This window comes from Myxococcus sp. AM009, from assembly GCF_013372605.1.
GTDB lineage: Bacteria > Myxococcota > Myxococcia > Myxococcales > Myxococcaceae > Myxococcus > Myxococcus vastator.
In genome coordinates this window covers 17,113-40,021 of record NZ_JABXEP010000073.1, presented here as the reverse complement: position 1 = coordinate 40,021, position 22,909 = coordinate 17,113, and the positions used below count along the sequence as shown (strand labels likewise).

At 68.9% G+C, this 22,909-nt stretch carries 20 protein-coding genes and 3 pseudogenes; 11 read left to right on the top strand and 12 right to left on the bottom strand.

Going from position 1 to position 22,909, the window contains the following annotated elements; genetic code table 11:
- Positions 1 to 179 precede the first annotated feature (179 nt).
- The 3 genes and pseudogenes from HV824_RS19275 to HV824_RS19265 form a co-directional block, all read right to left on the bottom strand.
- A pseudogene (locus HV824_RS19275) lies at positions 180 to 1,121 on the bottom strand (IS256 family transposase); the annotation flags it as partial.
- A 103-nt stretch (positions 1,122 to 1,224) separates the two neighbouring features.
- The gene (locus HV824_RS19270) at positions 1,225 to 2,598 is read right to left on the bottom strand and encodes an IS66 family transposase (RefSeq protein WP_176423966.1); all 1,374 of its coding nucleotides are present in this window, start codon (positions 2,596 to 2,598) and stop codon (positions 1,225 to 1,227) included.
- A gap of 79 nt (positions 2,599 to 2,677) precedes the next feature.
- Positions 2,678 to 3,322, bottom strand: a pseudogene (locus tag HV824_RS19265) (ISL3 family transposase); the annotation flags it as partial.
- A 710-nt stretch (positions 3,323 to 4,032) separates the two neighbouring features.
- Between HV824_RS19265 and HV824_RS19260 the strand changes: the two are divergent.
- Genes HV824_RS19260 through HV824_RS19250 form a run of 3 tightly spaced genes read left to right on the top strand, consistent with a single transcriptional unit; the run spans position 4,033 to position 6,739 of the window.
- Positions 4,033 to 5,256, top strand: coding sequence for a DNA cytosine methyltransferase (locus HV824_RS19260; protein WP_176423965.1), 1,224 nt, complete (start codon positions 4,033 to 4,035; stop codon positions 5,254 to 5,256).
- A 17-nt stretch (positions 5,257 to 5,273) separates the two neighbouring features.
- Complete coding sequence (locus tag HV824_RS19255; RefSeq protein WP_176423964.1) at positions 5,274 to 6,305, top strand: hypothetical protein; 1,032 nt, start codon at positions 5,274 to 5,276, stop codon at positions 6,303 to 6,305.
- Positions 6,306 to 6,346: 41 nt separating this feature from the next.
- On the top strand, positions 6,347 to 6,739 hold the full coding sequence (locus HV824_RS19250; protein ID WP_368738080.1) for a very short patch repair endonuclease: 393 nt from the start codon (positions 6,347 to 6,349) through the stop codon (positions 6,737 to 6,739).
- Positions 6,740 to 6,889: 150 nt separating this feature from the next.
- Here the strand turns inward: HV824_RS19250 and HV824_RS19245 are convergent.
- A pseudogene (locus HV824_RS19245) lies at positions 6,890 to 7,045 on the bottom strand (IS3 family transposase); the annotation flags it as partial.
- A 194-nt stretch (positions 7,046 to 7,239) separates the two neighbouring features.
- On the opposite strand from HV824_RS19245, the gene HV824_RS19240 reads away from it, so the two are divergent.
- The 3 genes from HV824_RS19240 to HV824_RS19230 all read left to right on the top strand — a co-directional run bounded on the left by HV824_RS19240 (position 7,240) and on the right by HV824_RS19230 (position 11,027).
- Positions 7,240 to 8,601 (top strand): hypothetical protein, encoded by a 1,362-nt coding sequence (locus HV824_RS19240; RefSeq protein ID WP_176423962.1) that lies wholly within the window; start codon positions 7,240 to 7,242, stop codon positions 8,599 to 8,601.
- Positions 8,602 to 8,742: 141 nt separating this feature from the next.
- The gene (gene mgtE, locus HV824_RS19235; RefSeq protein WP_176420307.1) at positions 8,743 to 10,068 is read left to right on the top strand and encodes a magnesium transporter; all 1,326 of its coding nucleotides are present in this window, start codon (positions 8,743 to 8,745) and stop codon (positions 10,066 to 10,068) included.
- A gap of 44 nt (positions 10,069 to 10,112) precedes the next feature.
- A complete protein-coding gene (locus HV824_RS19230; protein WP_176423961.1) occupies positions 10,113 to 11,027 on the top strand; it encodes a hypothetical protein in 915 nt (304 codons plus the stop codon).
- A gap of 20 nt (positions 11,028 to 11,047) precedes the next feature.
- On the opposite strand, the gene HV824_RS19225 is transcribed toward HV824_RS19230, so the two are convergent.
- Entirely contained in the window at positions 11,048 to 11,953 is a 906-nt protein-coding gene (locus tag HV824_RS19225) for a tetratricopeptide repeat protein (protein ID WP_176420303.1), read from the bottom strand.
- Positions 11,953 to 12,243 carry a hypothetical protein gene (locus tag HV824_RS19220; RefSeq protein ID WP_163782684.1) on the bottom strand — a complete coding sequence of 97 codons (291 nt, stop codon included), beginning with the start codon at positions 12,241 to 12,243 and terminating at the stop codon, positions 11,953 to 11,955. Before HV824_RS19220 ends, HV824_RS19225 begins: the two co-directional genes overlap by 1 nt.
- A gap of 195 nt (positions 12,244 to 12,438) precedes the next feature.
- On the opposite strand from HV824_RS19220, the gene HV824_RS19215 reads away from it, so the two are divergent.
- The 4 genes from HV824_RS19215 to HV824_RS19200 all read left to right on the top strand — a co-directional run bounded on the left by HV824_RS19215 (position 12,439) and on the right by HV824_RS19200 (position 16,277).
- Positions 12,439 to 13,266, top strand: a complete 828-nt coding sequence (locus tag HV824_RS19215; protein WP_176420301.1) for an SDR family NAD(P)-dependent oxidoreductase — start codon at positions 12,439 to 12,441, stop codon at positions 13,264 to 13,266.
- Positions 13,267 to 13,522: 256 nt separating this feature from the next.
- On the top strand, positions 13,523 to 14,470 hold the full coding sequence (locus HV824_RS19210) for an alpha/beta fold hydrolase (protein ID WP_176420299.1): 948 nt from the start codon (positions 13,523 to 13,525) through the stop codon (positions 14,468 to 14,470).
- A gap of 41 nt (positions 14,471 to 14,511) precedes the next feature.
- A complete protein-coding gene (locus HV824_RS19205) occupies positions 14,512 to 15,558 on the top strand; it encodes a sensor histidine kinase (protein ID WP_176420298.1) in 1,047 nt (348 codons plus the stop codon).
- On the top strand, positions 15,555 to 16,277 hold the full coding sequence (locus HV824_RS19200; RefSeq protein WP_176423960.1) for a LytTR family DNA-binding domain-containing protein: 723 nt from the start codon (positions 15,555 to 15,557) through the stop codon (positions 16,275 to 16,277). Before HV824_RS19205 ends, HV824_RS19200 begins: the two co-directional genes overlap by 4 nt.
- 6 nt (positions 16,278 to 16,283) lie before the next feature.
- On the opposite strand, the gene HV824_RS19195 is transcribed toward HV824_RS19200, so the two are convergent.
- The 5 genes from HV824_RS19195 to lspA (HV824_RS19175) all read right to left on the bottom strand — a co-directional run bounded on the left by HV824_RS19195 (position 16,284) and on the right by lspA (HV824_RS19175) (position 20,594).
- On the bottom strand, positions 16,284 to 16,673 hold the full coding sequence (locus HV824_RS19195) for a hypothetical protein (RefSeq protein ID WP_176420294.1): 390 nt from the start codon (positions 16,671 to 16,673) through the stop codon (positions 16,284 to 16,286).
- A gap of 228 nt (positions 16,674 to 16,901) precedes the next feature.
- Positions 16,902 to 17,957 carry an MXAN_5187 C-terminal domain-containing protein gene (locus HV824_RS19190; RefSeq protein WP_176420292.1) on the bottom strand — a complete coding sequence of 352 codons (1,056 nt, stop codon included), beginning with the start codon at positions 17,955 to 17,957 and terminating at the stop codon, positions 16,902 to 16,904.
- Positions 17,958 to 17,998: 41 nt separating this feature from the next.
- The gene (locus HV824_RS19185; RefSeq protein ID WP_176423959.1) at positions 17,999 to 19,303 is read right to left on the bottom strand and encodes a prolipoprotein diacylglyceryl transferase; all 1,305 of its coding nucleotides are present in this window, start codon (positions 19,301 to 19,303) and stop codon (positions 17,999 to 18,001) included.
- 52 nt (positions 19,304 to 19,355) lie between these two features.
- On the bottom strand, positions 19,356 to 19,964 hold the full coding sequence (gene lspA, locus HV824_RS19180; protein WP_176420288.1) for a signal peptidase II: 609 nt from the start codon (positions 19,962 to 19,964) through the stop codon (positions 19,356 to 19,358).
- Between the two features lie 33 nt (positions 19,965 to 19,997).
- Complete coding sequence (gene lspA / locus HV824_RS19175; RefSeq protein WP_176420286.1) at positions 19,998 to 20,594, bottom strand: signal peptidase II; 597 nt, start codon at positions 20,592 to 20,594, stop codon at positions 19,998 to 20,000.
- Positions 20,595 to 20,733: 139 nt separating this feature from the next.
- Between lspA (HV824_RS19175) and HV824_RS19170 the strand changes: the two genes are divergently transcribed.
- Positions 20,734 to 21,087, top strand: a complete 354-nt coding sequence (locus HV824_RS19170) for a hypothetical protein (RefSeq protein ID WP_176420284.1) — start codon at positions 20,734 to 20,736, stop codon at positions 21,085 to 21,087.
- A 61-nt stretch (positions 21,088 to 21,148) separates the two neighbouring features.
- Here the strand turns inward: HV824_RS19170 and HV824_RS19165 are convergent, their stop codons facing one another.
- On the bottom strand, positions 21,149 to 22,558 hold the full coding sequence (locus tag HV824_RS19165; protein WP_176420282.1) for an endonuclease/exonuclease/phosphatase family protein: 1,410 nt from the start codon (positions 22,556 to 22,558) through the stop codon (positions 21,149 to 21,151).
- Between the last annotated feature and the right edge of the window lie 351 nt (positions 22,559 to 22,909).

The window sequence follows — 22,909 nt, the reverse complement described above, 5'->3', positions numbered from 1 at the left end:
GCGAGGGCGCGCTGCTGGCCCGACGCCACCAGGTGTACCAACGCGCCAAAGCCCGTCACCCCGAGCGTTGGAGCCGCGACACGCGCGACTGGACGCCCGCGGGCCCCGTCCGCCTCGGCCCCTCTCCGCACCTCACCCCGGCAGTGCAGGAGTTGAAGCGCATCGGTTGAATCCTTTCACGCGACATCTACCTTGACGCTCACCGCTCCATGGCCTCTGGCAGGTGACGTCCCAGCCCCTCCTCAAGGGCCTCCAGCCGCTTCCTGGCGTCCTGGAGGTTGGGGGCCTCGAAGATGGGCCGACGTCTCCTTGCCCAGGCGCCCACGCAGCTTCCAGGGCGCCTTGGCGAGCACGTTCCGGGTGAGGTGCACGGTGCAGCGCTGCAACCGCGCCTCGGGCAGGGCCTGGCGGGCCGCGGCGGCCAGGCCCGCGTGCCCGTCGGCGATGACGAGCCGCACGCCCTTCAGCCCTCGCTCCAGCAACTGGCGCAGCAAGTCCAGCCAGGACTCCGCCGACTCGCTGCCACCCAGGGTGACGGCGAGCAGGTGCCGGTGCCCATCCTCGCCCACGCCGTAGGCCACCAGGGCCGAGACGTTCTGCACCGTGCGCGCCCACCTGGCGTCCAGGAAGGTGGCATCCAGGTAGAGGTAGGGGAAGGCCTGGGTGAGAGGCTGGTTGCGCAGCCCCTCCACCTTCTCCTCCAGCGTCCTCGTCACCCGGCTTACCGTCGAGCGCGAGACGGCCTCGCCCATGAGAGCGCGCGTCACCTTGCCCATCTTCCTCGTGGAGACGCCCTGCACGTACGCGCTGGTAATCGCCTCGTCGAGCTCCGCGCTGCGACGCTTGTAGCGGCCCAGTACCTCTCCCGCGCTGCCGCTGTGCCGGGTGCGCGGCACCGTCATCTCCACAGCCCCCGCCGACGTCACCAGCGTGCGCAGGTAGCTGCCGTTGCGCACGTCCGCCCGGCCCACCATCCGCTGCCACCGGCCAGCCCCCACCAACTCCCGTACCTCTTCCTCCAGCAGGGCCTCCAGTGTCATCCGAATGGCGCCTCGGAACAGCGCCCGCAGGTCGGCCTGCACCTCTTCGTGCGCGGGGGATTCAAACTCGGTATCGTCCACGTCAGGGAACTCCTCGGCTCCCCTGCCAGGGGGAGACCGTCTCGGTTGGTTTCACCGAGGAGCTTCCCTCTTTCCCGCTCGTCCCGCCTCGCCATCTACACACTTATAGGGACACGACCGTGCAACAGTCCGTCAGGAATTCGAGCACATTCTTCTCCTGCTTGCGGGCGGTGTGCGCCACCGTCATCACCCTCTCGGCGAAGAGGTTCCCCCGGGTGCTCTGCGTACCGAAGCTTCGCTTGCGCCATAGGACGAAAGCCCGCAGCTCGCGCTCAGCGTGGTTGTTGGTGGGCTCGACTCCGTCCCTGTCGACGAAAGTCCACAGCGCCGCCCGGTGCTCGAGGATGTCCTCACAGGAGCCGGAGAGTTGCGGCAGCCTCGCGGCCACCGCGCGCTCAAGCAGGGCTTCCACCTGGGCGCGTACCGGGGCCATGCGCTCGCGTAGAGTGTCCCGCTGCAATTTGCCGCTCCGGAGTCGTCGCCAGTAGTCGAAGAGGATGCCGATGTAGTCGAGCAACTCGCGCCCAATCGCTCCGGCTGGCCCGTCGCGCTCCGAGAAGGAAATGGCTTTCCTCAAGAGGTGGGCCCAGCACACCTGCCGCGCTTCCATGGCCCAGAAATTCAGCGCGGTGGCGCGGTCGCTCACGAGGACGCCGAGTTTCAGGCCGAAGAGCGACGCGAGCGTCTGCGACTTGCCGTCCTTCAGAATCTTGAAGACGGTGGCCATTGACGAGGCGATGGTCCACAGCGCGCGCGCCTGGCCACCCTCAAGCCACTGGGTGCCGTCCGTGTGCTTCACCGGCGACGACAACACCTGGGCCCAGGCCTCGTCCACCGCGGACTTCACGGCCTCGCTGACGCGCGCCTCGACGGCGCTCACCGCCCCCAGAGAAATGTCGATGCCCAGCACATCCCCCAGAAGCCTCACCGCCGAGCGCCGACTCAGGTGGTAGACGCCCGTCAAAAGGCCAACGACGGCGGATAGCCGCGGGCCGAAGGGCGACGTCGGAATCGGCGCGGTGCTTGCCCACGTCTCATGGTTGCACCTGGGGCACTCCACGCCATGGCGCACCCACTGCGTGACGTGGGCCTTGAGCGGCGGCAACTCCACGGATTGGTAGCGCCGCACCCGCGTGCCGCCTTCGGGCGAGAGGGGAGCCCAGCAATTCTCACACGCGGACGGGAAGAGGTGCTTGAACTCACTCACCTTCTCCTCGCCAACCAGCGCGCGTGTCAGGCCTTTGTGTCCCGGCTGACCACCGCGCTTCTTCCCACTCCCGCTCTGCTTGCGCCGCTCCGCCTTCTGCCCCGGCGTATCGCTCGATGGTGGCCGGTTCGAGTTGCCCGAGTTGCGCCGCAACTGCTCCCGCAACTCCTGCACCAGTCGAGTCAGCTCCTCGACTTGACGCTCGAGCTCCGCGATGCGCGCATCCTTGGGGTCGACTTCGGCCACGACACGCCGTGTCCCATGCCCCACGCCGCGTCAGCGAGCGACGAGCCTACCGTCGGCTGCTGGCCTGCTCCTTCTTCAACCGCCCATCCCCCCTGAACGGTTACGCCGCACGTGCGTACTCCGTCGAACGGTCTCTGGCGATGAGCTCGACGCCTGGATGTTGACGCAGCCATGCGGCGACAGTCGGTGCCGAGCGGTCGGGCAGCAAGTCGACGACGCGATGCGCCTCCAGGTCAACGAGGATGGAGCCGTAGGTGCGGCCTTTGCGCAGAGCCCAGTCGTCCTCGCCGAACACCTGCGGCGTGGTGGAGGCAGGCAGAGGGGCCCGGTGCATCAGACGCAGGAGCGTGTCGGGACTTGTCGGCATGGCAAGCGGCGTAAGCAGCTTGGCTCCCGCTTCTGCTCCAGCCGTCATACCTACCGCGCACTGCGCCGCAGCGAGCCGACGCGTACGCTAGGCACGTGGGGCGAGCAGGCTAGGCAGTCGCTCCGCGAAGGTGCGCCGAGCGCACTTCGTATTTCGACAGGAGAAGCGGCGCACATACAGATGAAGCTGAACGGAGCGCCCGGCGGCGGGCAGGTCGGCCGGACGCCGGATGTAGGTGCTATGCGGGGCGTCACTGTGCGTCTTGCAGGAGGGACAGCGCGCATTTCTGCTCTCTGGGCGCGCCACGACGACAGTTCCCGCAGAACTGTGACGTACCACGCGCTCTATCCGACAACCAGGAATCGAGTACAACTCCCTCATTCCAAGTAGTACTCGCCACGACGGCACCCTGCCGACACCGCCTTCTCCCTCGCTCGCGAACCATATAATATAATAACGCGCGAGCGAGCCACGAGAGCGGATCAAGCCCAGCGCAAGGCGGCAGGATGGGGGCGCAGTTCAAGCGCCAGGAAGGTGAGCAGCGCCGGCTGTGCGAGCGCCACACCCGGCCCGCTTACGTCCACCGTGGCATATCAGGGGGCTCCCTGAAGGGCCCTTCGGGCCGCGCTCTCGGGCCACCCGGAGCTTCAGCCGCACCACCGCGTAGCGCCTCCAGGCCTCCTCGCTTCCATCGTACCCCCGCTGGACCTGCCGTACTCCAGTTCCGCCGCCCTCAGCCTCTCCGCCGCCACCTTTCGGTCCAGGCGGGCCATGAATGCAGCGGGTGTGCCGCGCTCTCGCTGGTCGCACCCATCCACGCCGAGCAGGTGGGGAAGGGCCTCTTCGGGATGCGCGGGACGCTCCTACGGGTACGGGGGAACGTACGCGCGGGCGTCCTCATGCCCCGCGTGAAAATCGCCGTCAATTTGTTTGGCGCCCTCTGGAGCCGCACAGCGATAACTCGGGGATAGTAGTGAGGACTGTCGGAGTGTGCAGGACTCCCATCGCCCTCCCGTTGCGCTGTAGTGCGAAGCCCGGGTGTCAATTCCCCGGGCCGGGTGCCAGGTCGATCCTGTACAGTCAGGCCCCCGATGAAGAAGGCATCCGAACTCACGGTCGTTGATCTGTTCTGTGGCGCTGGGGGGCTCTCGCTTGGGCTACAGCGAGCGGGCTTCCGCGTGCTGAAGTCCATCGATCACGACGGGTGGGCCGTCCAGACGTACAGACGTAACCTAGGCGACCATGTAGTCGAGGCAGAAATCGGGCCGGACACCCGTTTGCCCGAAGCCTCGGTGATCGTGGGCGGCCCCCCATGCCAGGGCTTCTCGTCTGCTGGCTCGCGTCGTAACGGAGACGCACGGAACACGTTGGTAGGGGTCTATGCGAGCCTCATTGCGGCGAGGAAGCCGATGGCGTTCGTGTTCGAGAACGTTGAAGGGTTCTTTACCGGAGAGGACGGGACTCGCGTACTCGAACTGCTCCGCCCATTGGTGGATGCTGGGTATCGCATCCACATGCGAAAGGTGAACGCTGCGAACTTCGGCGTGCCGCAGCACCGCAAGCGGGTGCTCGTCATCGGAGGCTTGGGTTGGGATCCGTCGTTCCCTGAGCCAACGCACATGGCGTTCGGAGCCCCAGGTGCCCATCTGGTGGCGCGCGAGCGGCCTAAGACCCCTACCCTCCTTGATGTGCTTGAGGGCTTGCCGAGACCTGCTTCGGGCTCAGAAGGGACGCCGCAGGGGCATTTCACTCCTCCTCTCACTGAGTTGGACGTGAAGCGGATTCGCGCCCTCCTGCCCGGTCAGCGAATGCGCGACCTCCCGCAGGAACTCCAACATGAGAGCTATGCGCGACGTGCATTCCGACGGGTGAAGGATGGGACGCCCACCGAACGGCGTGGCGGTGCTCCGTCTGGAATCCGACGGCTCAAGGGCGACGAGCCTTCGAAGGCAATCACGGGCGCCTCCCGCAACGAGTTTCTCCACCCGGTCGAAGACCGCTTCCTCACCATCCGTGAGTGTGCGCGGCTCCAGACATTCCCTGACGACTTTGAGTTCCTTGGCCCGCAAACCGCCCAGATGCTCCACATCGGCAATGCAGTCCCACCAGTGCTCGGTGAGGTGATCGGGCGCAGCTTGGCAGCCGACCTCAAGCGCATCAAGCGCGGATTCCAGCCCAGGTCTGGAGCCCTCCTGAGCTTCGTACCTACGGCGTCGCAGGGGATGAGCCCGGCGCTTGAACGGACAACAGAGATGGTGATGGCGGCCTTCGGGCCGCAGCTCGAACCGAAGGAGCAGCTACGGCTATGGGGTTGACAAGAGCGCAGTCGGCAATGGTGGAGAAGGCGCGCAGCGTGGGCACGGCGGACCTCGCGGTGCCCTTGACTGCCCCGATCTGCGCCTACCTCGCTGCAGTGGTCGCTAGGGATCTCGGCCTCTACAAGCACTTTCCGGAGCTGCCCAAGAACGTGAAGGGCTTCTACGATGAAGCGCCTTCCTCCGAATTGGCGCTCCCTGGCGTCCCGTTCGAACCGCTAATCGAGCGCCTTTCGGCGAAGGATCCAGAAGCCATTACCTTCTTCGCGTGCTTGGCCGCGCTCCACAAGCACCGCCTCAAGTACACCCGAATTCTCGAACGCCAGCCGCTCCCCACAATGGAGCAAGTCGGCGCTCGCGGCCTGCTCCAGTACGGGACCATGTCCGCAGGGGCACTGACGGCATTTTTGCTGTGGCGCAAGTGGATCTACGACATCGACAACCGAGCGGCTCAGGAGACGGGCTATCTGTTCGAACCCATCATCGCACTCAGCGTCGGTGGCACACCCGCCCCTGCGAAGAAGAGCCCGGTGAAGCGGCGAAACGGGAAGGGCGGGCGGCAAGTCGATTGTGTGCTCGTGAAGCACGCATACGAAATCAAGATGCGGGTAACCATCGCAGCATCGGGCCAAGGTCGTTGGGGCGAGGAGCTGGACTTCCCGAAGGACTGCAAGGCGAGCGGGTACAAGCCCGTACTGGTCGTCTTCGACAGCACTCCGAACCCGAAGCTGGACGAACTCAAGAGGGCGTTCCTTTCTGAGGGCGGCGAAGTGCATATCGGCAAAGATGCCTGGGAACACTTGGACGCCAAGGCGGGCAAGACCATGTCCGTGTTCTTGGAGAAGTACGTCCGTGCCCCAATTGAAGCCATGCTCAAGGCGGCGCCGGAAACCGACCTTCCCGACCTCTCGCTCCACGTCGAAGCTGAGAGGCTGGTAATTGGTGTAGGTCTCGAGCGCTACACGTATCCCCGAGCGTCGAGTGCAGAGCTGGCGTCCGAACCAGACCAGCTCCCACTCGACGTCGAAGACGAGATGCCGACCCCTTGAGGTCTCTGAGGACACGAGCGCCGCCTGCCAGCTCCGCAAGAGTGCGCCGAGTCATGCAGGCCAATGTGGGCCGCGAGACGCGAGCCGAGGCACTGCTGCGCAATGCGCTGCGCAGCTACCGCTTCCGCTTCGAGACCGACACCCGCCCCGAAGTTGACCTTCGGTGCTCCGCAGACCTCGTGTTTCGGCGTCGGAAGGTCAGCGTCTTCGTGGACGGATGCTTCTGGCACGGATGCCCGCAGCACTTCGTGGCCCCTCGCCAAAACAAGGCGTGGTGGGCGGAGAAGATCGCCGCCACCGTTGAACGCGACAAGCGCAAGTCGGCGCTTCTGAGGGCACGAGGGTGGACCGTCGTGAGGCTTTGGGAGCACGACGTATTGGCAGACCTGGACGGCGTCGTCGCAAAGCTCCTAGGCGTCTTGCGCGCTCGCTGAAGGAGTTCAACCGGCGACGTTGGTGGACAACAGTGCGAGCCGCTGCCTGCTCCTGTTGGCGCTTCCAAAGGACGACGAGGGGCTCGACGTCGCATACAACGGCTATCATGAAGTTGCCCCGGTTCCGCAGAGCGTTCCGCGCTTTCGCCCTCAAGCGGCAGCGCGGTGCTTCTTCTCGTAACCAGCGGGTGACTCGTAGTCGAGCGCGGAGTGGCACCTGGGCGGGTTATACCAGCCTTCGATGAAGTGGAAGACGGACATCCGCACCTCGGCGTGAGACGTGAAAAGGCGGCGTGCGAGCAGGTCGGGACTCATCGGGCTCGTCAGGTTCGTCGTCTCCATGTCACCGCTCCTTTCTGTGGAAAATGACTCGCTGGAAGCGCGGGATCTGACACGGCCTCAGGCTTGTCTCCGGCCCGGCCCGCGAATGGGGTAAGAAGGCCCTGGAGCCTGCGCCGCCTCCCCCAGGCCGAGGTCACCCGGGCGGCGTCCCCCACGCGATGAAGACCGTTCCCTGCCTGCTCGCATGGTCCGCGATGCTGTCCCTGTCCGGGTGCGCGGACACCGGCGATGACTGTGGCCTCGTCCCGCTTCCAGGAGGCGCGGGGCAGACGCCGCCCCTGCTGTCGCTGGAGGTCCCCGCGGAGCTCCACGTCCAGCCGAGCCTGCGCGTCTCTTGTGATGGCTCCGACACCTCACAGGTCCCCGACAGCATCACGGCGGAGGTGTTCGACCCCAGCAACCACACCGTGGCCTCGGAGGCCTCCCTCACCGGCGATGGACAGTCCGCCACCGTCCGCCTCACCCCGACGACCACGGGGCGCCACCACGTCCGCGTCGCCTTCTCCCCGGTGGGCAGCCTCCAGCAGTTCGGAGCCTACGTGTCACGCGCATGGACCGGAGGCGCTCCCACGGTGCTCCCGCTGCCCCGCTGCACGCAACTGGACCGCACCACGCATGGCACCTGGCTGTGTGACGGCGTGGCGGTGCACGCGACGACCGCAACCCAGACGCCACTCGGCGGCGTCTCCGGCATTCCCGACGTGGCCGTCGCGGGAAATGTCGTCTGGGTCGTGGGCGAGGACCGGGTCCGCCGCTTCGTCGACACCGGCTCGGAGCTCGAGCTCACCGGCTCGCTCCTGCTCAATCAGCGCGACACGGTGAAGGTCATCCAGAGCCGGCTCGCCACCGAGGAGGAGCTGTGGGTGCTCGACTCGGAGCGCCTGCATCGCTTCGCCTTCACGCCGGCGGGCGTCGTCACCGGCGCCGCCCCTACGCCGTGGGGACAGGTCAGCCAGATACCCTTCGGCGTCGACATGGTGCTGGGCCTGCTCGTGCGGCTGGGCCCCGACACGGTCAGCGTCATCCAGGTGACGCCGGAGCTCGACAGCCACGCGTGCACGTTCCGGCTGGGCCCGGACGAAGCCTTCGTCGCCTCGGAGGCGCCGTGCCAGCGCCTGCCGGGCGTGCCAGCGGGCATCGAGGACGACGCGGTGTGGACCCGCGTGGACTCCCTGCTCCTGCCGCAACCAGGACAGACGCTGTACCGGTGGGCCGCGGTGGATGGCGCGCTGACCGAACGAGGCACCCTGGTGGTGGACGCGCCACTCGAACTGGTGAGCGCGCCACTCCGCCCCGGCGTCGCACTCCCCTTCATCCAGTGGCGGCAGTCACGCGTCGGCGCCGCGGTGCCCGTCGCGCCCGAGTCACAGGGCCCGCTGGGGCTGGAGCTGCTTCCCGGAAACACGGACCTGTCGTCCGGCCTGCGCACCATCTCGCCCCGCTTCTACTGGGAGGCGGACGCGGGCGGCCTCACCCATCGAACCCAGGCGTACGCACGGGGCGCGTCTTCGTTGAAATAACGAGACGGTTGGGGCACACACGGACGGAAAAGCGCGAAATGTCGCCTGCCTGCCTCTCGCGATGCCCGGCCTCCGGGTGTAGAGAGGCCAGCGCGCCGCGGCACCACGCGCTCCACCCGACACGCCCGGAGGTGAGCCCCCATGATGGAAAGCCCCCAGAGCGCCGCGCTCTCCATGGAGGAACTGCACGAGGCGTGGCCCGTGCTCTCCGTCGACGAGCGGCTGGAGGGCTTCCGGCTGCTTCCCGCTTCGGTGGCGGACGACTTCTTCCTGGCGCTGTCGGCGCGTGAGCAGGCGGAGGTCATCCTCCACCTGCATCCGGCCGAGCGACGCACCTGGGTCCGGCTGCTGCCCCCGGACGACCTGGCCGACCTGGTGCAGGCGGTGGAGCCCGAGCAGGCGGAGTCCATCCTCTCGCAGCTCGACGACGCCAGCCGCCGCGAAGTCAACGTGCTGCTGGCCTACGCGGAGGACGACGCCGGCGGTCTGATGAACCCGCGCTTCGCCCGCGTGCGGCCGGACATGTCCATCGACGAGGCCATCAGCTACCTGCGCAAGCAGGCGCGGGAGCGGGTGGAGACCGTCTACTACGCCTATGTGCTCGACGCCGAACAGCACCTGCAGGGGGTGCTGTCCCTGCGTCAGCTCTTCCAGTCCGCCAGCGACAAGCGGGTGGCGGACGTCATGCAGCGCGACGTCATCACCGTGTCGGAGGACACCGACCAGGAGGCCGTGAGCCGGCTGTTCACCGAGCACGGCTTCATGGCCCTGCCCGTGCTCGACGCCCAGCAGCGGATGAAGGGCATCGTCACGGTGGACGACATCGTCGACGTCGTCCAGGAAGAGGCCACCGAGGACATCCAGAAGGCCGGCGGCATGGAGGCCCTGGAGGCCCCCTACTTCGAGACCGGCTTCTTCGGCATGTTGAAGAAGCGCATCGGCTGGCTATTGGTGCTCTTCCTGGGGCAGATGCTCACCGCCACCGCGATGAGCAGCTTCGAGGACGAAATCGCCACCGCCGTGGTGCTGAGCCTCTTCGTGCCGCTCATCATCTCCTCGGGCGGCAACTCCGGCAGTCAGGCCTCCACGCTCATCATCCGCTCCCTCGCGCTGGGCGAGATGCGGCTGCGGGACTGGTGGCGCGTGGCTCGCCGCGAGCTGCTCTCCGGCCTGGTGCTGGGCCTGGTGCTGGGTGTCGTGGGCCTGGCGCGCATCCTCATCTGGAACTCCATCACCGGTGTCTACGGAGAGCACGCCTTGCCGCTGGGCATCACCGTCGCCCTGTCCGTGCTGGGCGTGGTGACGTTCGGCACCCTGGCCGGCTCCATGCTGCCCCTGGTGCTGCGGAAGTTCGGATTCGACCCCGCGAGCGCCTCCGCCCCCTTCGTGGCCACACTGGTGGACGTTAGCGGCGTCCTCATCTACTTCACCGTCGCCAGTCTCCTGCTGCGCGGTACGCTGCTCTGAAGCGCCGGGGCCCGTGAGGCCGCGGCTTCGCGGGAGACACGGCCATGCTTCACCTGACCTCACGGCGCACCCTGGACCTGGAGGCGCCCGTCACGCCAGGACGTCCTGCTCACGTCACCGCCTTGAGCGGACTGGTCCGCGCGGGTGACTGGCTCTACACCGTCGCGGAGGAGCCGCTGCACCTGGCCGCGTTCCCCCTGTCGGCGGAGAGCCCCGGTCATGGCGTGGTGCTCTTCGCGAACCACCAGCCCGACGAGCCCGTCTCCCTCAAGTCGTCGCGGCCCGACCTGGAGGTGCCCTGCCTGCTGGCGCCCCAGGGCGGCTCGCCCCACGGCTCGCTGCTGGTGCTGCCGGCGGGCACCTCCGCGGGCAGGCAGCGCGGCGCGGTGGTCGCCCTGGGCGCGGACGGCACCCTGGCGGGAGACGCCCGGGCCGTGGACGTCACGGCGCTGTACACCCAGCTCAGCCGGGAGTTGGGACCGCTGCGCATCGCCGGGGCGGCGATGTCGGGCGGACTGCTGCGGCTGCTCCAGCGCGGCAGCGGCGAGCCCGGCACCGACGCCCTGGTGGACCTGGACGCGGAGCGGGTGCTGCGCGGCCTGGAAGCCGGCGCGCTGGGCCCGGACGTGGTGCGCATGACGCGCCGCTGGGAGCTGGGACAGGCCGGAGGCATGCGGCTGTCCTTCACGGCGGCCTCGCCGCTTCCCGGCGGGCGGATGGTCTTCACCGCCACTGCGGGGAGCACCGGCCCGGCGGCCACCGTGGGCGGCTCTGTCGTGGGCGTGCTGGCGCCGGATGGCTCGCCGCAGTTCCTCGACGCGCTGGACGGACACCTGTCGGTGACGGGCGTGGATGCCCGGGTGGAGCAAGGCCGCGTGCGGGTGCTCCTGGCGGCCCTCTCCGAGGATGGGGCGAGCCCCGCGACCCTGCTGGAAGCGACGCTGGACGTCCCGGCGTAGAGCGGCGTGTCCGCCCCGCGTCAGTCGTGCTCGTGCGCGGCTTCCTCGGGGCGGCCACCGACGGCCTCCAGCGACGTCCGGGCCGGGCGGACGCGGTCGAAGGCCACCTCGCGCTGACCCACACCCGTGGCGGTGGTGTTGGCGATGCGCCGGCGCGCGCGCGCGATGTAGTCCTGCACCAGCGCGGGGTCGGGGTGCGTCTTCAGCGCATCCACCCAGGTCTCAATGGCCTTCTCGTTCTCCCCCGCGTCGGCGCGCAGCTTGCCCATCTCGAAGAGGGCGTGCGGCGCCAGCTCGGAGTCCGGGAAGCGCGTACGCAGGTCCGCGAAGGTGCGGGAGGACTCCTGGCGGCGGCCCTCCATCATCGCCAGGGCCTGGGCCTGGAGGTACAGGGCGTCATCCACGTAGGCGCTCGTGGGGAAGCGCTCCATGATTCGGCGGGTCTCCAACTCGCACTGCTGATAGTCGCCCAGCTCGAAGTAGAGCTTGGTGACCAGGTAGTGCAGCTCCGCGCCCTGCGGTGGATTGAGCTTGAGGGCCGCGGTGAGCTGGTCGATGGCGCCGCGCACGTCGCGGTAGTGCACGCGCAGGAGGTCCGCCAGGATGATGCGGGCCTCGAGCGCCTCCGGTGACTCGGGGCACTGCTGGATGAGCTCGCGGTAGACGCCTACCGCCTCCTTCACCTTGCGCTGCTCCAGCCAATAGACATCCGCGGCCCCCTTGAGGGCGCGCGCGCGGAGCACCAGCGCCTCCGGCGAGGAGTCGTGGCGAGTCGCGTCGAAGGCCTTGCGGTACTCGACGAGCGCCTCGTCGGGCCGCTTCTCGAAGGTGGCGTCACGGGCCCGCTGGAGATGGTCCACGGGCTTGTCCCGGCACGCCGTGGCGGCCAGGGACAGCACGGCGAGCGCGAGCCGCAAGGACTTCATCAGTCACAGGCCTCCGGCGTCACGGTGACGCACTTCGTGTCCTGACAGCGGACGCAGACCTCCACCGGCGAGACGTCGGTGACGCAGACGTTGACGCGCGAGGTGCGCGGGCAGTCCTCCGACGTGACGCAGCGGTAGGGCTCCCCGCCATCACGCGTGATGTCGCTGGCCGTGGAGCCACAGACCTCCAAGTCGTTGCATCCGAAGAGGCCCACCGCGATGGCGGCGAACGCTCCGCACCAGGCGCGTCTCACAGCGGCGGTTGTACCCGGATTCGCCCGCGTCGTCACTGGCGCCCGCGCTTGCTTGCCTGGCGTCTCCGCCCCTCGGAGGAGCCGCGTTCGCGATTCTGGGACAGGGATGTCAGGTGTGTCATGGAGCACCCGGTGTCCGGACCGTTCCGGGCGCTCGCGTCAAGGCGCCGCGGGGTGATGGCGGCGAAGGCGGCGGCGGGGACATGCTGGGCCCTTGCCGCAACGACACACATGACGCTTCCATCCCATCCAAGAGCCGTCATCACCGGCGCGGGCAGCGGCCTGGGCCGCGCGCTCTGCGAGGAGCTCGCACGCCGAGGGGCCCGCGTGCTCGTCACCGACCTCGACGCCGCCTCCGCGGAGGAGACGGCGCTGCGCGTCACCCGCGCGGGAGGCGAAGCGCACGTCCAGGTCTGTGACGTCACCGAGCCGGCCCAGGTCGAGGCCATGGCCGACGCCGCGGAGCGCGCCCTGGGCGGCGTGGACCTGCTGGTCAACAACGCGGGGGTCGTCAGCGCGGGTCCTGTGGGCGAGCTGTCGCTCTCCGAATGGAAGCGCGTGCTGGACATCAACCTGTGGGGCGTCATCCACGGCTGCCATGTCTTCGTCCCCCGGCTGCGCAGGCAGGGGTCCGGCCACATCCTCAACATCGCCTCGGCGGCGGGGCTCGTGTACGTGCCCGACCTGGCGGCCTACAACGTGTCCAAGGCGGGCGTGGTCGCGCTCTCCGAAACGCTCCACGCCGAGCTGAAGGCCACTGGCATCGGCGTCACCGTGGCGTGCCCCAGCTTCTTCCGCACCCAGATTGCCAGCTCTGGCGCCTACGCCAACGACACGCTTCGCGCCCTCGCCGTCGGGATGATGGACGCGGCTCGCCTGGGTCCGGAGGTCATCGCGCGCAGGCTGCTCAAGGCCGTGGACGCGCGAAGCCTCTACACCGTCCCCATGGCGGATGCGCGCTGGGGCTGGCGCCTGCGCCGCATGTCCCCCAGCCTCTTCCTCCGCGCCGTCGCCGCGATGGACCGCTCCGCCCGCGCGTGGCTGCTGCGACGACGCTGAGCCGCTTCAAGGCGCTGGCCGACAGCAGCGGCGCTCGATGAGGCCCGGCGGCGGATTGCCTTCCTCGCCTGGCATGCAGACAGGCGGCATCAAGGTGCGCGCCTCGTCCTCGCGTCCCAAGGGCTCACGCCAGCCGCCCCGCCCGGACGCCGCTCATCACCGGCGGCAACCGCTCATGGAGTATCCGGAGCGCGTGCACGCCCGGGGCGTACCTTGTCTTTCGCGGCACTCTCCCCTCCCGACCAGGAAGCCCTTCATGCTTCGTCGCCACGCCCTTTCGTCGCTGTTCGTCCTGTCGCTGCTCTCCGGTTGCGCGTCCACGTCCGGCGCGGCGACGTCGGAAGCCACCGCCTCCGGGCCAACGGCGTCCGCCGCGCCCGCGCCCTTCCGCGTCGAGCGCTCCGGCCAGGGCCGGCCGGTGGTGTTCATCCCCGGCCTCGCGTCGTCGGGAGAGGTCTGGCGTGAGACGGTGGCGCACCTCGGCGGCCAGTACGACGCCCACGTCCTCACGCTGGCCGGCTTCGCGGGACAGCCCGCGCTGCCCGGGCCCTTCTTCGAAACGCAGCGCCGCGCGGTGGCCGAGTACCTGCGCGAGCAGGGCCTGGAGAAGCCCATCCTCGTGGGCCATAGCCTGGGCGGGGTGCTGGCGCTCGCGGTGGCCGCGGACGTCCCCGCGCGCGTGGGCGGAGTGGTGGTGGTGGACAGCCTGCCCTTCCTCCCCGCCGGCATGTATCCCGGCGCCACCGTGGAGAGCAGCCGACCCTACGCCGACCAGATGCGCACGCGGCTGCGGACCCAGCCCGTCGCCCAGCGCAATGAGCTGCAGCGGCAGACGCTGCGCCGCTACATCACCGACGCGGCCAGGCAGGACGTCGCCTTCCGCTGGGGAAACCAGTCGGACACCGAGACGGTGGCCCTGGCCATGTACGAATTGATGACCACCGACCTGCGCCCGGAGCTGCCGCGCATCAGCGCGCCCACCCTCGTCCTCGGCTCATGGATTGCGCTGAAGGGCCAGGTGCCGCGTGAGACGGTCGAGGCCGTGTACAAGGGCCAGTACGCCACGCTCTCCACCGCGCGCGTCGTCATGCACGACACGGCCCGCCACTTCATCATGTGGGACGACCCGGAGGGCTTCTTCCGGGAGCTGGACGGCTTCCTCGGCGCCCATGCGTCCGTGGCCCGGGTGGAGCCGCGTCAGTGAGTGTGGTGGACTCGCGCGGCCTTGAAGCAGGGAGCCCTTGAATGAAGTCCTCGTCGGCGCGCGCCTGGGTCTATGTGGCCTGCCAGGTCGGAGGCTGGGGCTTCTACGCCACCTTCAACTCCCTGCTGACGCTGCTGACGCCCAGGCCCGACATCTGGGCGTCCTGGTGGGTGCTCTGCTCGTGCGGAGCGCTCATCACGCACCTGGCGCGCCTCGGGTTGCCCCTGCGAGCGTGGGCCCGGCTGCCCGTCTCCCGGTTGGCCCCGCGCGTCTTCCTCACGGCGGTGGGACTGGGCGTCACGCAGAACATCGCGGCCTTCGGATTGAGCACCTCCGTGCTGGGGGTCTTCACGCCGGATGAGGCCTCGCCCATGGGCTTCCTCATCAGCGGCTTCATCTGGACGGTGATGATGACGCTGTGGCTGCTCCTCTACTTCGGTGTTCACGCGGTGGAGCAGGCCCGGGCCATGGAGCTGGAGCGCTGGAAGCTGGAGGCCGCGGCCCAGGCGTCGAAGCTGCGCTTCCTCAAGTCGCAGCTCCAGCCGCACTTCCTCTTCAACTGCCTCAACAGCGTGCGCGCCCTCATCTCCGAGGACCCGGCCCGCGCGCAGCAGGTGGTGACACGGCTGTCCACGCTGCTGCGGCATGCGCTCACCTCCCGGGAGAAGGAGACCGTCCCGCTGGCCCAGGAGCTCCAGGTGGTGCGTGACTATCTGGAGCTGGAGGGCGTGCGTCTGGAGAGCCGCCTGCGCGTTCGCGAGGACGTGGAGCCGTCCGCCCTGCTCCTGTCCGTGCCCGCGATGCTGGTGCAGACGCTGGTGGAGAACGCCATCAAGCACGGGGTGGCGCAGCTGCCCGAAGGCGGCGAGGTGGCGGTCTCCGCGCGCATCCAGGAGGGCGTGCTGCTGCTGGAGGTCTCCAACACCGCCACGCCGGCCGCGCGCCCCATGGAGGGCAGCGGCGTGGGCCTTCACAACGCGAGTGAGCGGCTGCGCCTCCTGTGCGGCGCTGGCGCCTCGCTGCACCTGGACCGCACGCGGACGTCCTTGACCACCGCGCGCGTCCGCATTCCCCTGCCCCTGTCATGAGAGTCCTCATCGCTGACGACGAACGGCTGGCCCGCGCCGAGCTGCGCCGCCTGCTCGCGGCCTTCCCGGATGTGGAAATCGTGGGCGAGGCCACACACGTGGACGAGGCGTGCCGCCGGGTGGAAGCGCTGTCGCCGGACCTGCTGCTGCTCGACATCCAGATGCCGGGCGGGACGGGCTTCGACGTGCTCGAGCGGCTGGAGGAGCCTCCCGACGTCGTCTTCACCACCGCGTATGACGCCCACGCCGTGCGCGCCTTCGAGGTGAACGCGCTCGACTTCCTGCTCAAGCCCATTGAACCGGAGCGGCTCGCCACCGCGCTGGAGCGCGTGCGGGAGCGGGGCCGCATGGCCGCGGTGGCGCCCGCGCACGGACAGGCGCCGGGCACGCCGCTGGAGCGGGTGTTCGTGAAGGAGGGTGAGCGCTGCTGGCTGGTGCAGCTCGCGCAGGTCCCGCTCATCACCTCCGAGGGAAACTACGCGCGGCTGACGTTGGACGGACACGCGCCGCTGCTCTTGCGCTCGCTGACCTATCTGGAGGAGCGGCTGGACCCGGCGCGCTTCTTCCGCGCCAGCCGCCAGCACCTCATCAACCTGGACTTCATCGAGTCCTTGGAGCCTGGGCCCAGCGGCACGCTGGTGGCGCGCCTGCGCGGTGGCCGCGAGGTGGAGATGTCCCGCCGCCAGTCGCAGCGCTTCCGCGAAAGGCTCAGCGTCTGAGCGCCGTCAGTTGTTGCCGCGCCGCGCCTTGCCGGAGGTGAGCACCGCCTTGTCCACCGAGGCGACACCCCTGCCGCGTCGCTTGAGCTGGCGCGCGCGGTCCTCCTGCTTCTTGTAGTGCTTCATCATCGCGACCATGTGCGGGTCGGACGTCTCGCAGTGCAGCTGCGTCACCTCCTGGTGGCGGCGGCCAAGCTCCTGCCACGTCTGGAGCATGGCCTGGTTGCCCAGGAGCCGCTCCTCGACGGAGTCGAGCACCGCGTCCATCGCCTCGCCTTCGGCCTCCAGCGCCGCGAGTCGCTCCTGGGCTTCCTGAGAGGGCGACATGCATCCCGTGCCCAGCAGGGAGAGTCCCATCACCATGGTCAGCCCGAGCCACCTCCGCCGAATCCCCACGTCGCCTCCCGCAGTGTCTCGCGCCGTCCACCGGCCGCTTACGCGAAACGCAAGCTAGGGAGGCACCCCCGGGGCGACAACCCGCTCTGGCAGCAGAGGCAGTCGTTTTTTCAGCAGGCGACGATCCCCGACACTCGCGGCGCGGGGGGCAGGTCGGCAGCGGAAGGGCGTGCGCACACACCTGCGTCCAGCCAACGCCGTGCGCCCCCGCGCACTGTCAGGTGACGGCTACTTCGGAACGGCCTTGAGCGACGCCTTGCCGTCCTTGATGACGACCTTGAACTCCACCGCCTTCGCGTTGTGCTGCTTGAGCAGCTCCGGCACCTGCTTGCGCAACGTGGCCGCCACCGACTCGTAGGACAGCTTCGACGTGTCCTCCTGGCAGCGGCGCTTCGCGGTGACGTACGCGTCGTAGACAGCACGCAGCTTGTCGTCCGCCATCCCCCCGCCGCTCGCAGTGGGAGGCCGGGACGCGGTGGAGGGAGGTGGCATTGAAGCGGGCCGCGACGGAGGCGGCGTGCTGGCCACGGCGCCCGGCGCCTTCGCCGCCATGCCCGGCGGCGCCACCGACGTGCCCTGAGCAGGCGTGCCACCCACCGTGGGCAGGCCGCGCGGCGGTGTCCCCGCCACGGGCGCCACGGAGGGAATGCCCGTCAGCGGCGCCACGGCGGGGGCGCCACGCAGCGGCGTGCTGCCCCCCGTGGGCGTCAGCGGCGCGACCGCGGGCGCGCCCTTCGACGGCGTTCCACCCGTGGCCTGGAGGGAGCGGGTGGCGGCCACCTGTGGCTCATTGACGGGGCGAGGGCGGCTCAGCTCCTCCACCTCCTCGAAGTCCATGTCGGAGAGGTCCTCCGGCAACTCGACGACGCCCTTCTGGCCCGCCGCGCCTGGCGAGCTGACCTTCCGGCTCTCCGCGCGGCGGCGCGCCTTGAAGACATCCCGGCGATAGGTGCCCGCTTCGATTTCCTGGAGCGTGCGCACCCACAGCCGTTCGTACGTGAGGAACTTGTTGTACAGGCTGGCGACGCGGAACTTGGCGGAGGTGCTGCGGATGAACGCGCCCTTCAGCTTGTTCATCCGCTTCTTGAGGTCTTCGTGAGCGCGCGACGGCGCCTGACGCTCGTTGCCCAGGAAGTACTGTTCGTAGAGGTTGCGGAGGACGGCGACCTCCGCCTCCAGGGCCTCGCACTCATGGAGGACGGCCTCGCTGGAGCCGGGGTCGGCCGAGGTGGACCTGCCAGCGAAGCTCTTGGATGCGGACTGTCGGGCGTCTGGGGGCGGCATGACTCCTCAGAGTGTCCCCAAGAGGCCCGCGCGATTCAACCTCACGTAGCCGAGGGGGTAGGCCCCAGGCTTGCCGCCTCGCTCTCCCGGCGGCGGCCCTTCTGGGCGAGCAGCACCGCGCCAAAGGTGAACATGCACAGGGAGATGAACTGACTGGTGGAGACATTGTACCACGCCTCCAGCGGCACCGCCGAGGCCAGCTCCCCCACCCCCAGCGACTGGAGCAGGCCGTGCAGGGTGCCGCGCTCCACGTCCCCCCGGAACAGCTCCACCGTGCTCCGGAGCACCGCGTAGGCCATCAGCCAGAACGCCAGGACGTGGCCATGGAAGCGGCGGTAGCGCCGGGCGTACAGCAGCCCCACGAAGAGCACCAGCTGCCCCACGGACTCGAAGAGCTGGGTGGGGTACAGCCCCAGGGTGTGGCCCTGCTGCGCCACCCAGTCGGAGATGCGCACCGCGCCAGGCGCGGCGTGGTGGAAGATTTCACCCGTGGCCTCCACGACGTACCGCGTGTCCTGGAGCTGGGACGAATAGGCCAGGCTGGACGTGTTGCCGAGCCCGCCCAGGAGGTCCCGCGCCACCCCGCTGCCGGGAAAGTGCACCGCGGTGGCGGCATGCGCGGGCGCCACGTCCCCCCAGCAGCACCCCGCACTGAAGCACCCCAGGCGGCCCAGGCACTGGCCCAGCGACACGGTGGGGATGCACACGTCGGCGAGGCGCCAGAAGTCCAGGCCCTGCATCCGAGCGAAGACGAACGCGGCCACGGACGCGCCCATCAGGCCACCGTAGAAGACGAGCCCTCCGCCCAGGGAGAACACCTGCGTCCAGTCACGGGCGTAGTCCTGCCAGTTCACGAGCACGAAGAGCAGCCGGCTCCCGCCGATACCGCCGAGCAGAATCCAGACCGTCATGTCCATGAGCTGCTCGCGCTTCTTCGGCCCCTCCACGTCCACCCACGCTCCGTTCTTCAGCTCCAGCGTGCGCCATTCGTCCTGCGCCAGCCGGCCCGCCACCGTCACCGCGGCGGTGAAGCCCAGGGCCAGCAGCAGGCCATAGGTGTGCACGGGGATGCCCTCGCCCTGGGCGCCCGGGAAGGCCCCGGGCGGCAGCGAGTACCGCAGGGCGAACCAGGCCAGCACCGCGCCCACGAGGCCATACCCCACGGCTCGCAGCAGCCGGTCTCGCGAGGACACCGGCGCGCGCGTGCCCGTCCGGGCATCCAGCGCACCCTCGGCGCTGCGCCAGCCGTTGAAGACGACGTAGCCCACCGTGCCCGCGGCCAGCGCGTACAGCAGGAGCTGCGACCAGAGCGAAGTGAAGGTGAGGTGGACGAGAACGGGGAGCATGGCGACGAAGGCTACCCTCGTTGCGCGGGCGGGACGACCCGCATGCGCGCCTTCAGGCCCGCCCGGCTGCCTGGGCCGGCTTCTCCTTGCGGACAAAGGAGTCGACGATGAGCATGCCCACGCCAATGCAGATGGCCGCGTCGGCGACGTTGAAGGAAGGCCAGGCCACCTTGTCGAACCAGTGGGCCTCCAGGAAGTCGATGACGAAGGCCCGGGCGACACGGTCGATGTAGTTGCCCAGCGCGCCGCCCAGCACCAGCGGCAGCCCCCACAGCGCCCACTTCTCCTCCGGGTCCGTTCCAGACAGCTTGCGGAAATAGAGGGAGATGAGGAGCACCGCGGCGATGCTCACCACGTGGAAGAGCGGCACCCGCGTCTCGGGCGGGAGGCTGCGGAACATGCCCCACGCGGCGCCCGGGTTCTCCGCGTAGCGGAGGCGGAAGAACGACTCCGAAAGCTCGATGTGCCGGCGGGGCTGGTAGTGCAGCCCGTTGAAGCCCTGGGGAGGCGGGGCGGAGTACATCGCGGCCAGGCGGTCGCCCAGGCGCTCCTTGCCCTCCATCTGGGTGGTCAGCTCGCGGACGACGACGTACTTCGTCCACTGGTCGAGCGCGATGACGCCAAGGGTGACGGCGAGGAGGATGATGTATTTGCGCGGCACGGGCCGGGACTTACACCAGCCGCCGCCCGCCCGTCACGGATTGGGGCTTTTCGTCGGTCGCAACGAGTCCAGCAGCATGAGACTCACCCCGACGCTGATGGCCACGTCCGCCACGTTGAAGGTCGGCCAGCGCATCCCTGGCTGGTTGCGCCAATGCCAGTCAATGAAGTCGATGACGTAGCCACGCAGCAGCCGGTCCACGAAGTTGCCCAGCGCGCCGCCCGCCACCAGCGCCAGGGACACCCGGGCCAGCCGCTGCTCCGCGGGCATGCGCCGGTACATCACGAGGATGAAGCCCATGGCCACCAGGCTCACCACGAGGAAGAAGAGGCGCCGCGCGCCGTCGGGCAGGTCGCCGAAGATGCCCCAGGCCGCGCCCGGGTTCTCCACGTAGCGGAAGTGCCAGTAGTCCTCGATGAAGCGATAGGGCCGCAACACCCGGAACGTCCCGTCCTCGGGCGGCGGGCGGTTGTCCAGGTTCCGCTCGGTGACGAAGCCCGTCACCCGCGCCAGGCCTTCCCGCCCATCCAAGGCATCCGTCAGCCGGGAGACGGCCAGGTACTTGGTCACCTGGTCTGCGGCGAGCACCGCGACAATCACGAGGAGGAGGGACCGATGGGAGGCTTTCATGTCGCGCGCCCTCCTCTATCCCGCCCCCCGGCTCCTGACAACGAAGAGCGCCACCCGCCCCTCTCCTGTCCGCTCGCTCCATCTCCCGGCCAGCATGGGTTTGGGGCATGGTGTCGCCATGCCGCCTGTTGAGCCCGACGTGAATCCTTCAGTCTCCGACACGCCCCCACCCGCCGAGGCCGCGAGCAAGCCCGCGAAGCCCTCGTTGATGGCTCGCTTCAAGAACCTGATGCTCGAATACGGGCCGCTGGCGCTGGTGGTGAACTACGCCATCTTCGGGCTGGTGATTGTGGGCTTCTACGCCGCCATTGAGTTCGGCTTCGAGCCGAGCAGCACTGGCGAGAAGGCGGGCAGCTGGGCGGCGGCCTACGCGGCGTCGCAGGTGGTGAAGCCGCTGCGCCTGGCCGCGGTGTTCGTGCTCACGCCGCTCATCGCCCGGATTCCTCCCGTGGCGCGCTTCATCGAGCGAAACAAGCACAAGTGGAGCTTCTGAGCAGAGACCCGCGGCGGCCCAGGAGGACGGCCGCCGCGAACCCGACAGAGAAGGCGTCCCGTTAGAAGTTGGGGACGAGGAAGTCCTTCACCACGCCCATGTGCTGCATGTTGGAGGCGCTGCTGTCACCGGACTGCACCGGGGCAATCTCCGACAGCGGCCGGTAGGTGCGGCTGTCGAGCACCAGCCCGTTGGCGAAGGTGCTGGAGCCGATGACGGTGGCCTGCTGGTACTGGCGCAGGTCCTGGTCCACCAGAATCTGGTCGTAGGGCTTGTTGCGGTTGCGGTTGGTGCCCGTGGTGCCGTTGTGGTCCGCCGGGTGCGGACCCGCCGTCGTCACGACCTGCCGGAAGGTGGCGAAGCAGGACTCGCTGAAGCTGTCCGTGTTCAGGTCGCCGCCGATGACGAGGTAGTCGTCCTCGGGAATCTGCGAGCGGACCTCGTTGACGATGGCCTGCGCCTCCGCGTTGCGGTTGCTGGCGCTGGAGGTGAGCAGGTGCACGCTCACCGCCCAGAGGTCGCGGGGCCCCGGGATGTCGATGCGCGCCCAGGCGAAGTCCCGGTTGGACACGCGCGGGTCGGGCCACTGGCCGAACTGGATGATGGGCCAGCGGCTGATGATGCCATTGGGGATCTGCGCGCCCGTCTCCCGGGAGTAGTGGAAGCCCGGCGCGATCTGGTCCACCAGCGAGCGGATGTCCGATGACGAGTTGTCCGCGTAGTTGAACTCCTGCATCAGCACGATGTCCGGGTCCACGCCCTTGATGAGGCGGATGCCGTGCCCCGGATCATAGGACTGGTAGTTGCCGCTGCTGAGGTTGGACGCCATCACCCGGATGGCGGTGTGACCCGCCTCCGTTCCGCCGTCAGTCCCCGCGTCGGTGCCGGCATCCGTGCCCGCGTCCGTACCGGCATCCGTGCCCGCGTCCGTACCGGCATCAGTCCCTGCGTCGGTGCCGGCATCCGTGCCCGCGTCCGTGTCCGTACCGGCATCCGTGCCCGCGTCGGGCTCGGTGCCAGCATCCGGCTCCGGGTCGACTCCCGCGTCTTCTTCCTGGGTCCCGCCGTCATCGGTGGCCGTGCCGCCATCCTCCTGGACGCCACCGTCCGTCTCCTCGTGCGAACCGCCGTCCACGCCCGCGTCGGTCTGCTCGCACGCGTTGTTCGGCACGCAGTGGCCGCCCTCGGCACCGTCTCCGGACGAAGGGCAGCAGACCGCATCCGGGTGCTCGCACGCGGTCCGCGGATCACAAGCCCGGACGCACAGGTGGCGGTCATGGGACGCAACGAAGATGCAGGATTCACCCTGCGAGCAGTCCTCCCTGACGCCCTCGGGGCTGCACTCCGTCCAGAGAACCCCTCCATCCTCCAGCGGCTGCGGCACCCGAGGCGGATTGCCCTCACCACACGCCAGGGAAAGAAGTGTGAGCGAAACCGCCGCGCACAGGAGGGAGGTGAGCGTCTTCGTCATGCTGTCGGACTCTGGAGTCGAGAGGTGAATTCGCCGACGACACCCAGGTGCGGACGGCGACGGGAGTATAGGAACCCTCGATGTGACGGTCCTGTGACTTATGGCAGGGCTGAACGATTTTATCTACGCAGTCCCTCTGTAGCGTCACGGGGAGTCTGGCAGACGCGGCTCAGGCGTCCGACTTCCTCAGAAAATAGGAACCCGAGAAGTCACAGAGGCCTAGCGGAAACCCCGCAAGTAATTGCAACTCCGCAACTCTTGCGCAGTCGCCCCAGACCCAGCCTTGAAGTGCGACCCGAACGTTGCCCACGAGTTCCGGCCAGTTACAGTGCCGCCGCTCAGGCATGGCAA

Coding starts and splice junctions, on each gene's coding strand:
- HV824_RS19200 (WP_176423960.1), top strand. CDS start 15,555: ATGAGAGTCCTCATCGCTGACGACGAACGGCTGGCCCGCGCCGAGCTG.
- HV824_RS19205 (WP_176420298.1), top strand. CDS start 14,512: ATGAAGTCCTCGTCGGCGCGCGCCTGGGTCTATGTGGCCTGCCAGGTC.
- HV824_RS19240 (WP_176423962.1), top strand. CDS start 7,240: ATGAAGACCGTTCCCTGCCTGCTCGCATGGTCCGCGATGCTGTCCCTG.
- HV824_RS19260 (WP_176423965.1), top strand. CDS start 4,033: ATGAAGAAGGCATCCGAACTCACGGTCGTTGATCTGTTCTGTGGCGCT.
- mgtE (WP_176420307.1), top strand. CDS start 8,743: ATGATGGAAAGCCCCCAGAGCGCCGCGCTCTCCATGGAGGAACTGCAC.
- HV824_RS19215 (WP_176420301.1), top strand. CDS start 12,439: ATGACGCTTCCATCCCATCCAAGAGCCGTCATCACCGGCGCGGGCAGC.
- HV824_RS19185 (WP_176423959.1), bottom strand. CDS start 19,303: ATGCTCCCCGTTCTCGTCCACCTCACCTTCACTTCGCTCTGGTCGCAG.
- lspA (WP_176420286.1), bottom strand. CDS start 20,594: ATGAAAGCCTCCCATCGGTCCCTCCTCCTCGTGATTGTCGCGGTGCTC.
- HV824_RS19190 (WP_176420292.1), bottom strand. CDS start 17,957: ATGCCGCCCCCAGACGCCCGACAGTCCGCATCCAAGAGCTTCGCTGGC.
- HV824_RS19255 (WP_176423964.1), top strand. CDS start 5,274: ATGGTGGAGAAGGCGCGCAGCGTGGGCACGGCGGACCTCGCGGTGCCC.
- HV824_RS19225 (WP_176420303.1), bottom strand. CDS start 11,953: ATGAAGTCCTTGCGGCTCGCGCTCGCCGTGCTGTCCCTGGCCGCCACG.
- HV824_RS19210 (WP_176420299.1), top strand. CDS start 13,523: ATGCTTCGTCGCCACGCCCTTTCGTCGCTGTTCGTCCTGTCGCTGCTC.
- HV824_RS19230 (WP_176423961.1), top strand. CDS start 10,113: ATGCTTCACCTGACCTCACGGCGCACCCTGGACCTGGAGGCGCCCGTC.
- HV824_RS19165 (WP_176420282.1), bottom strand. CDS start 22,558: ATGACGAAGACGCTCACCTCCCTCCTGTGCGCGGCGGTTTCGCTCACA.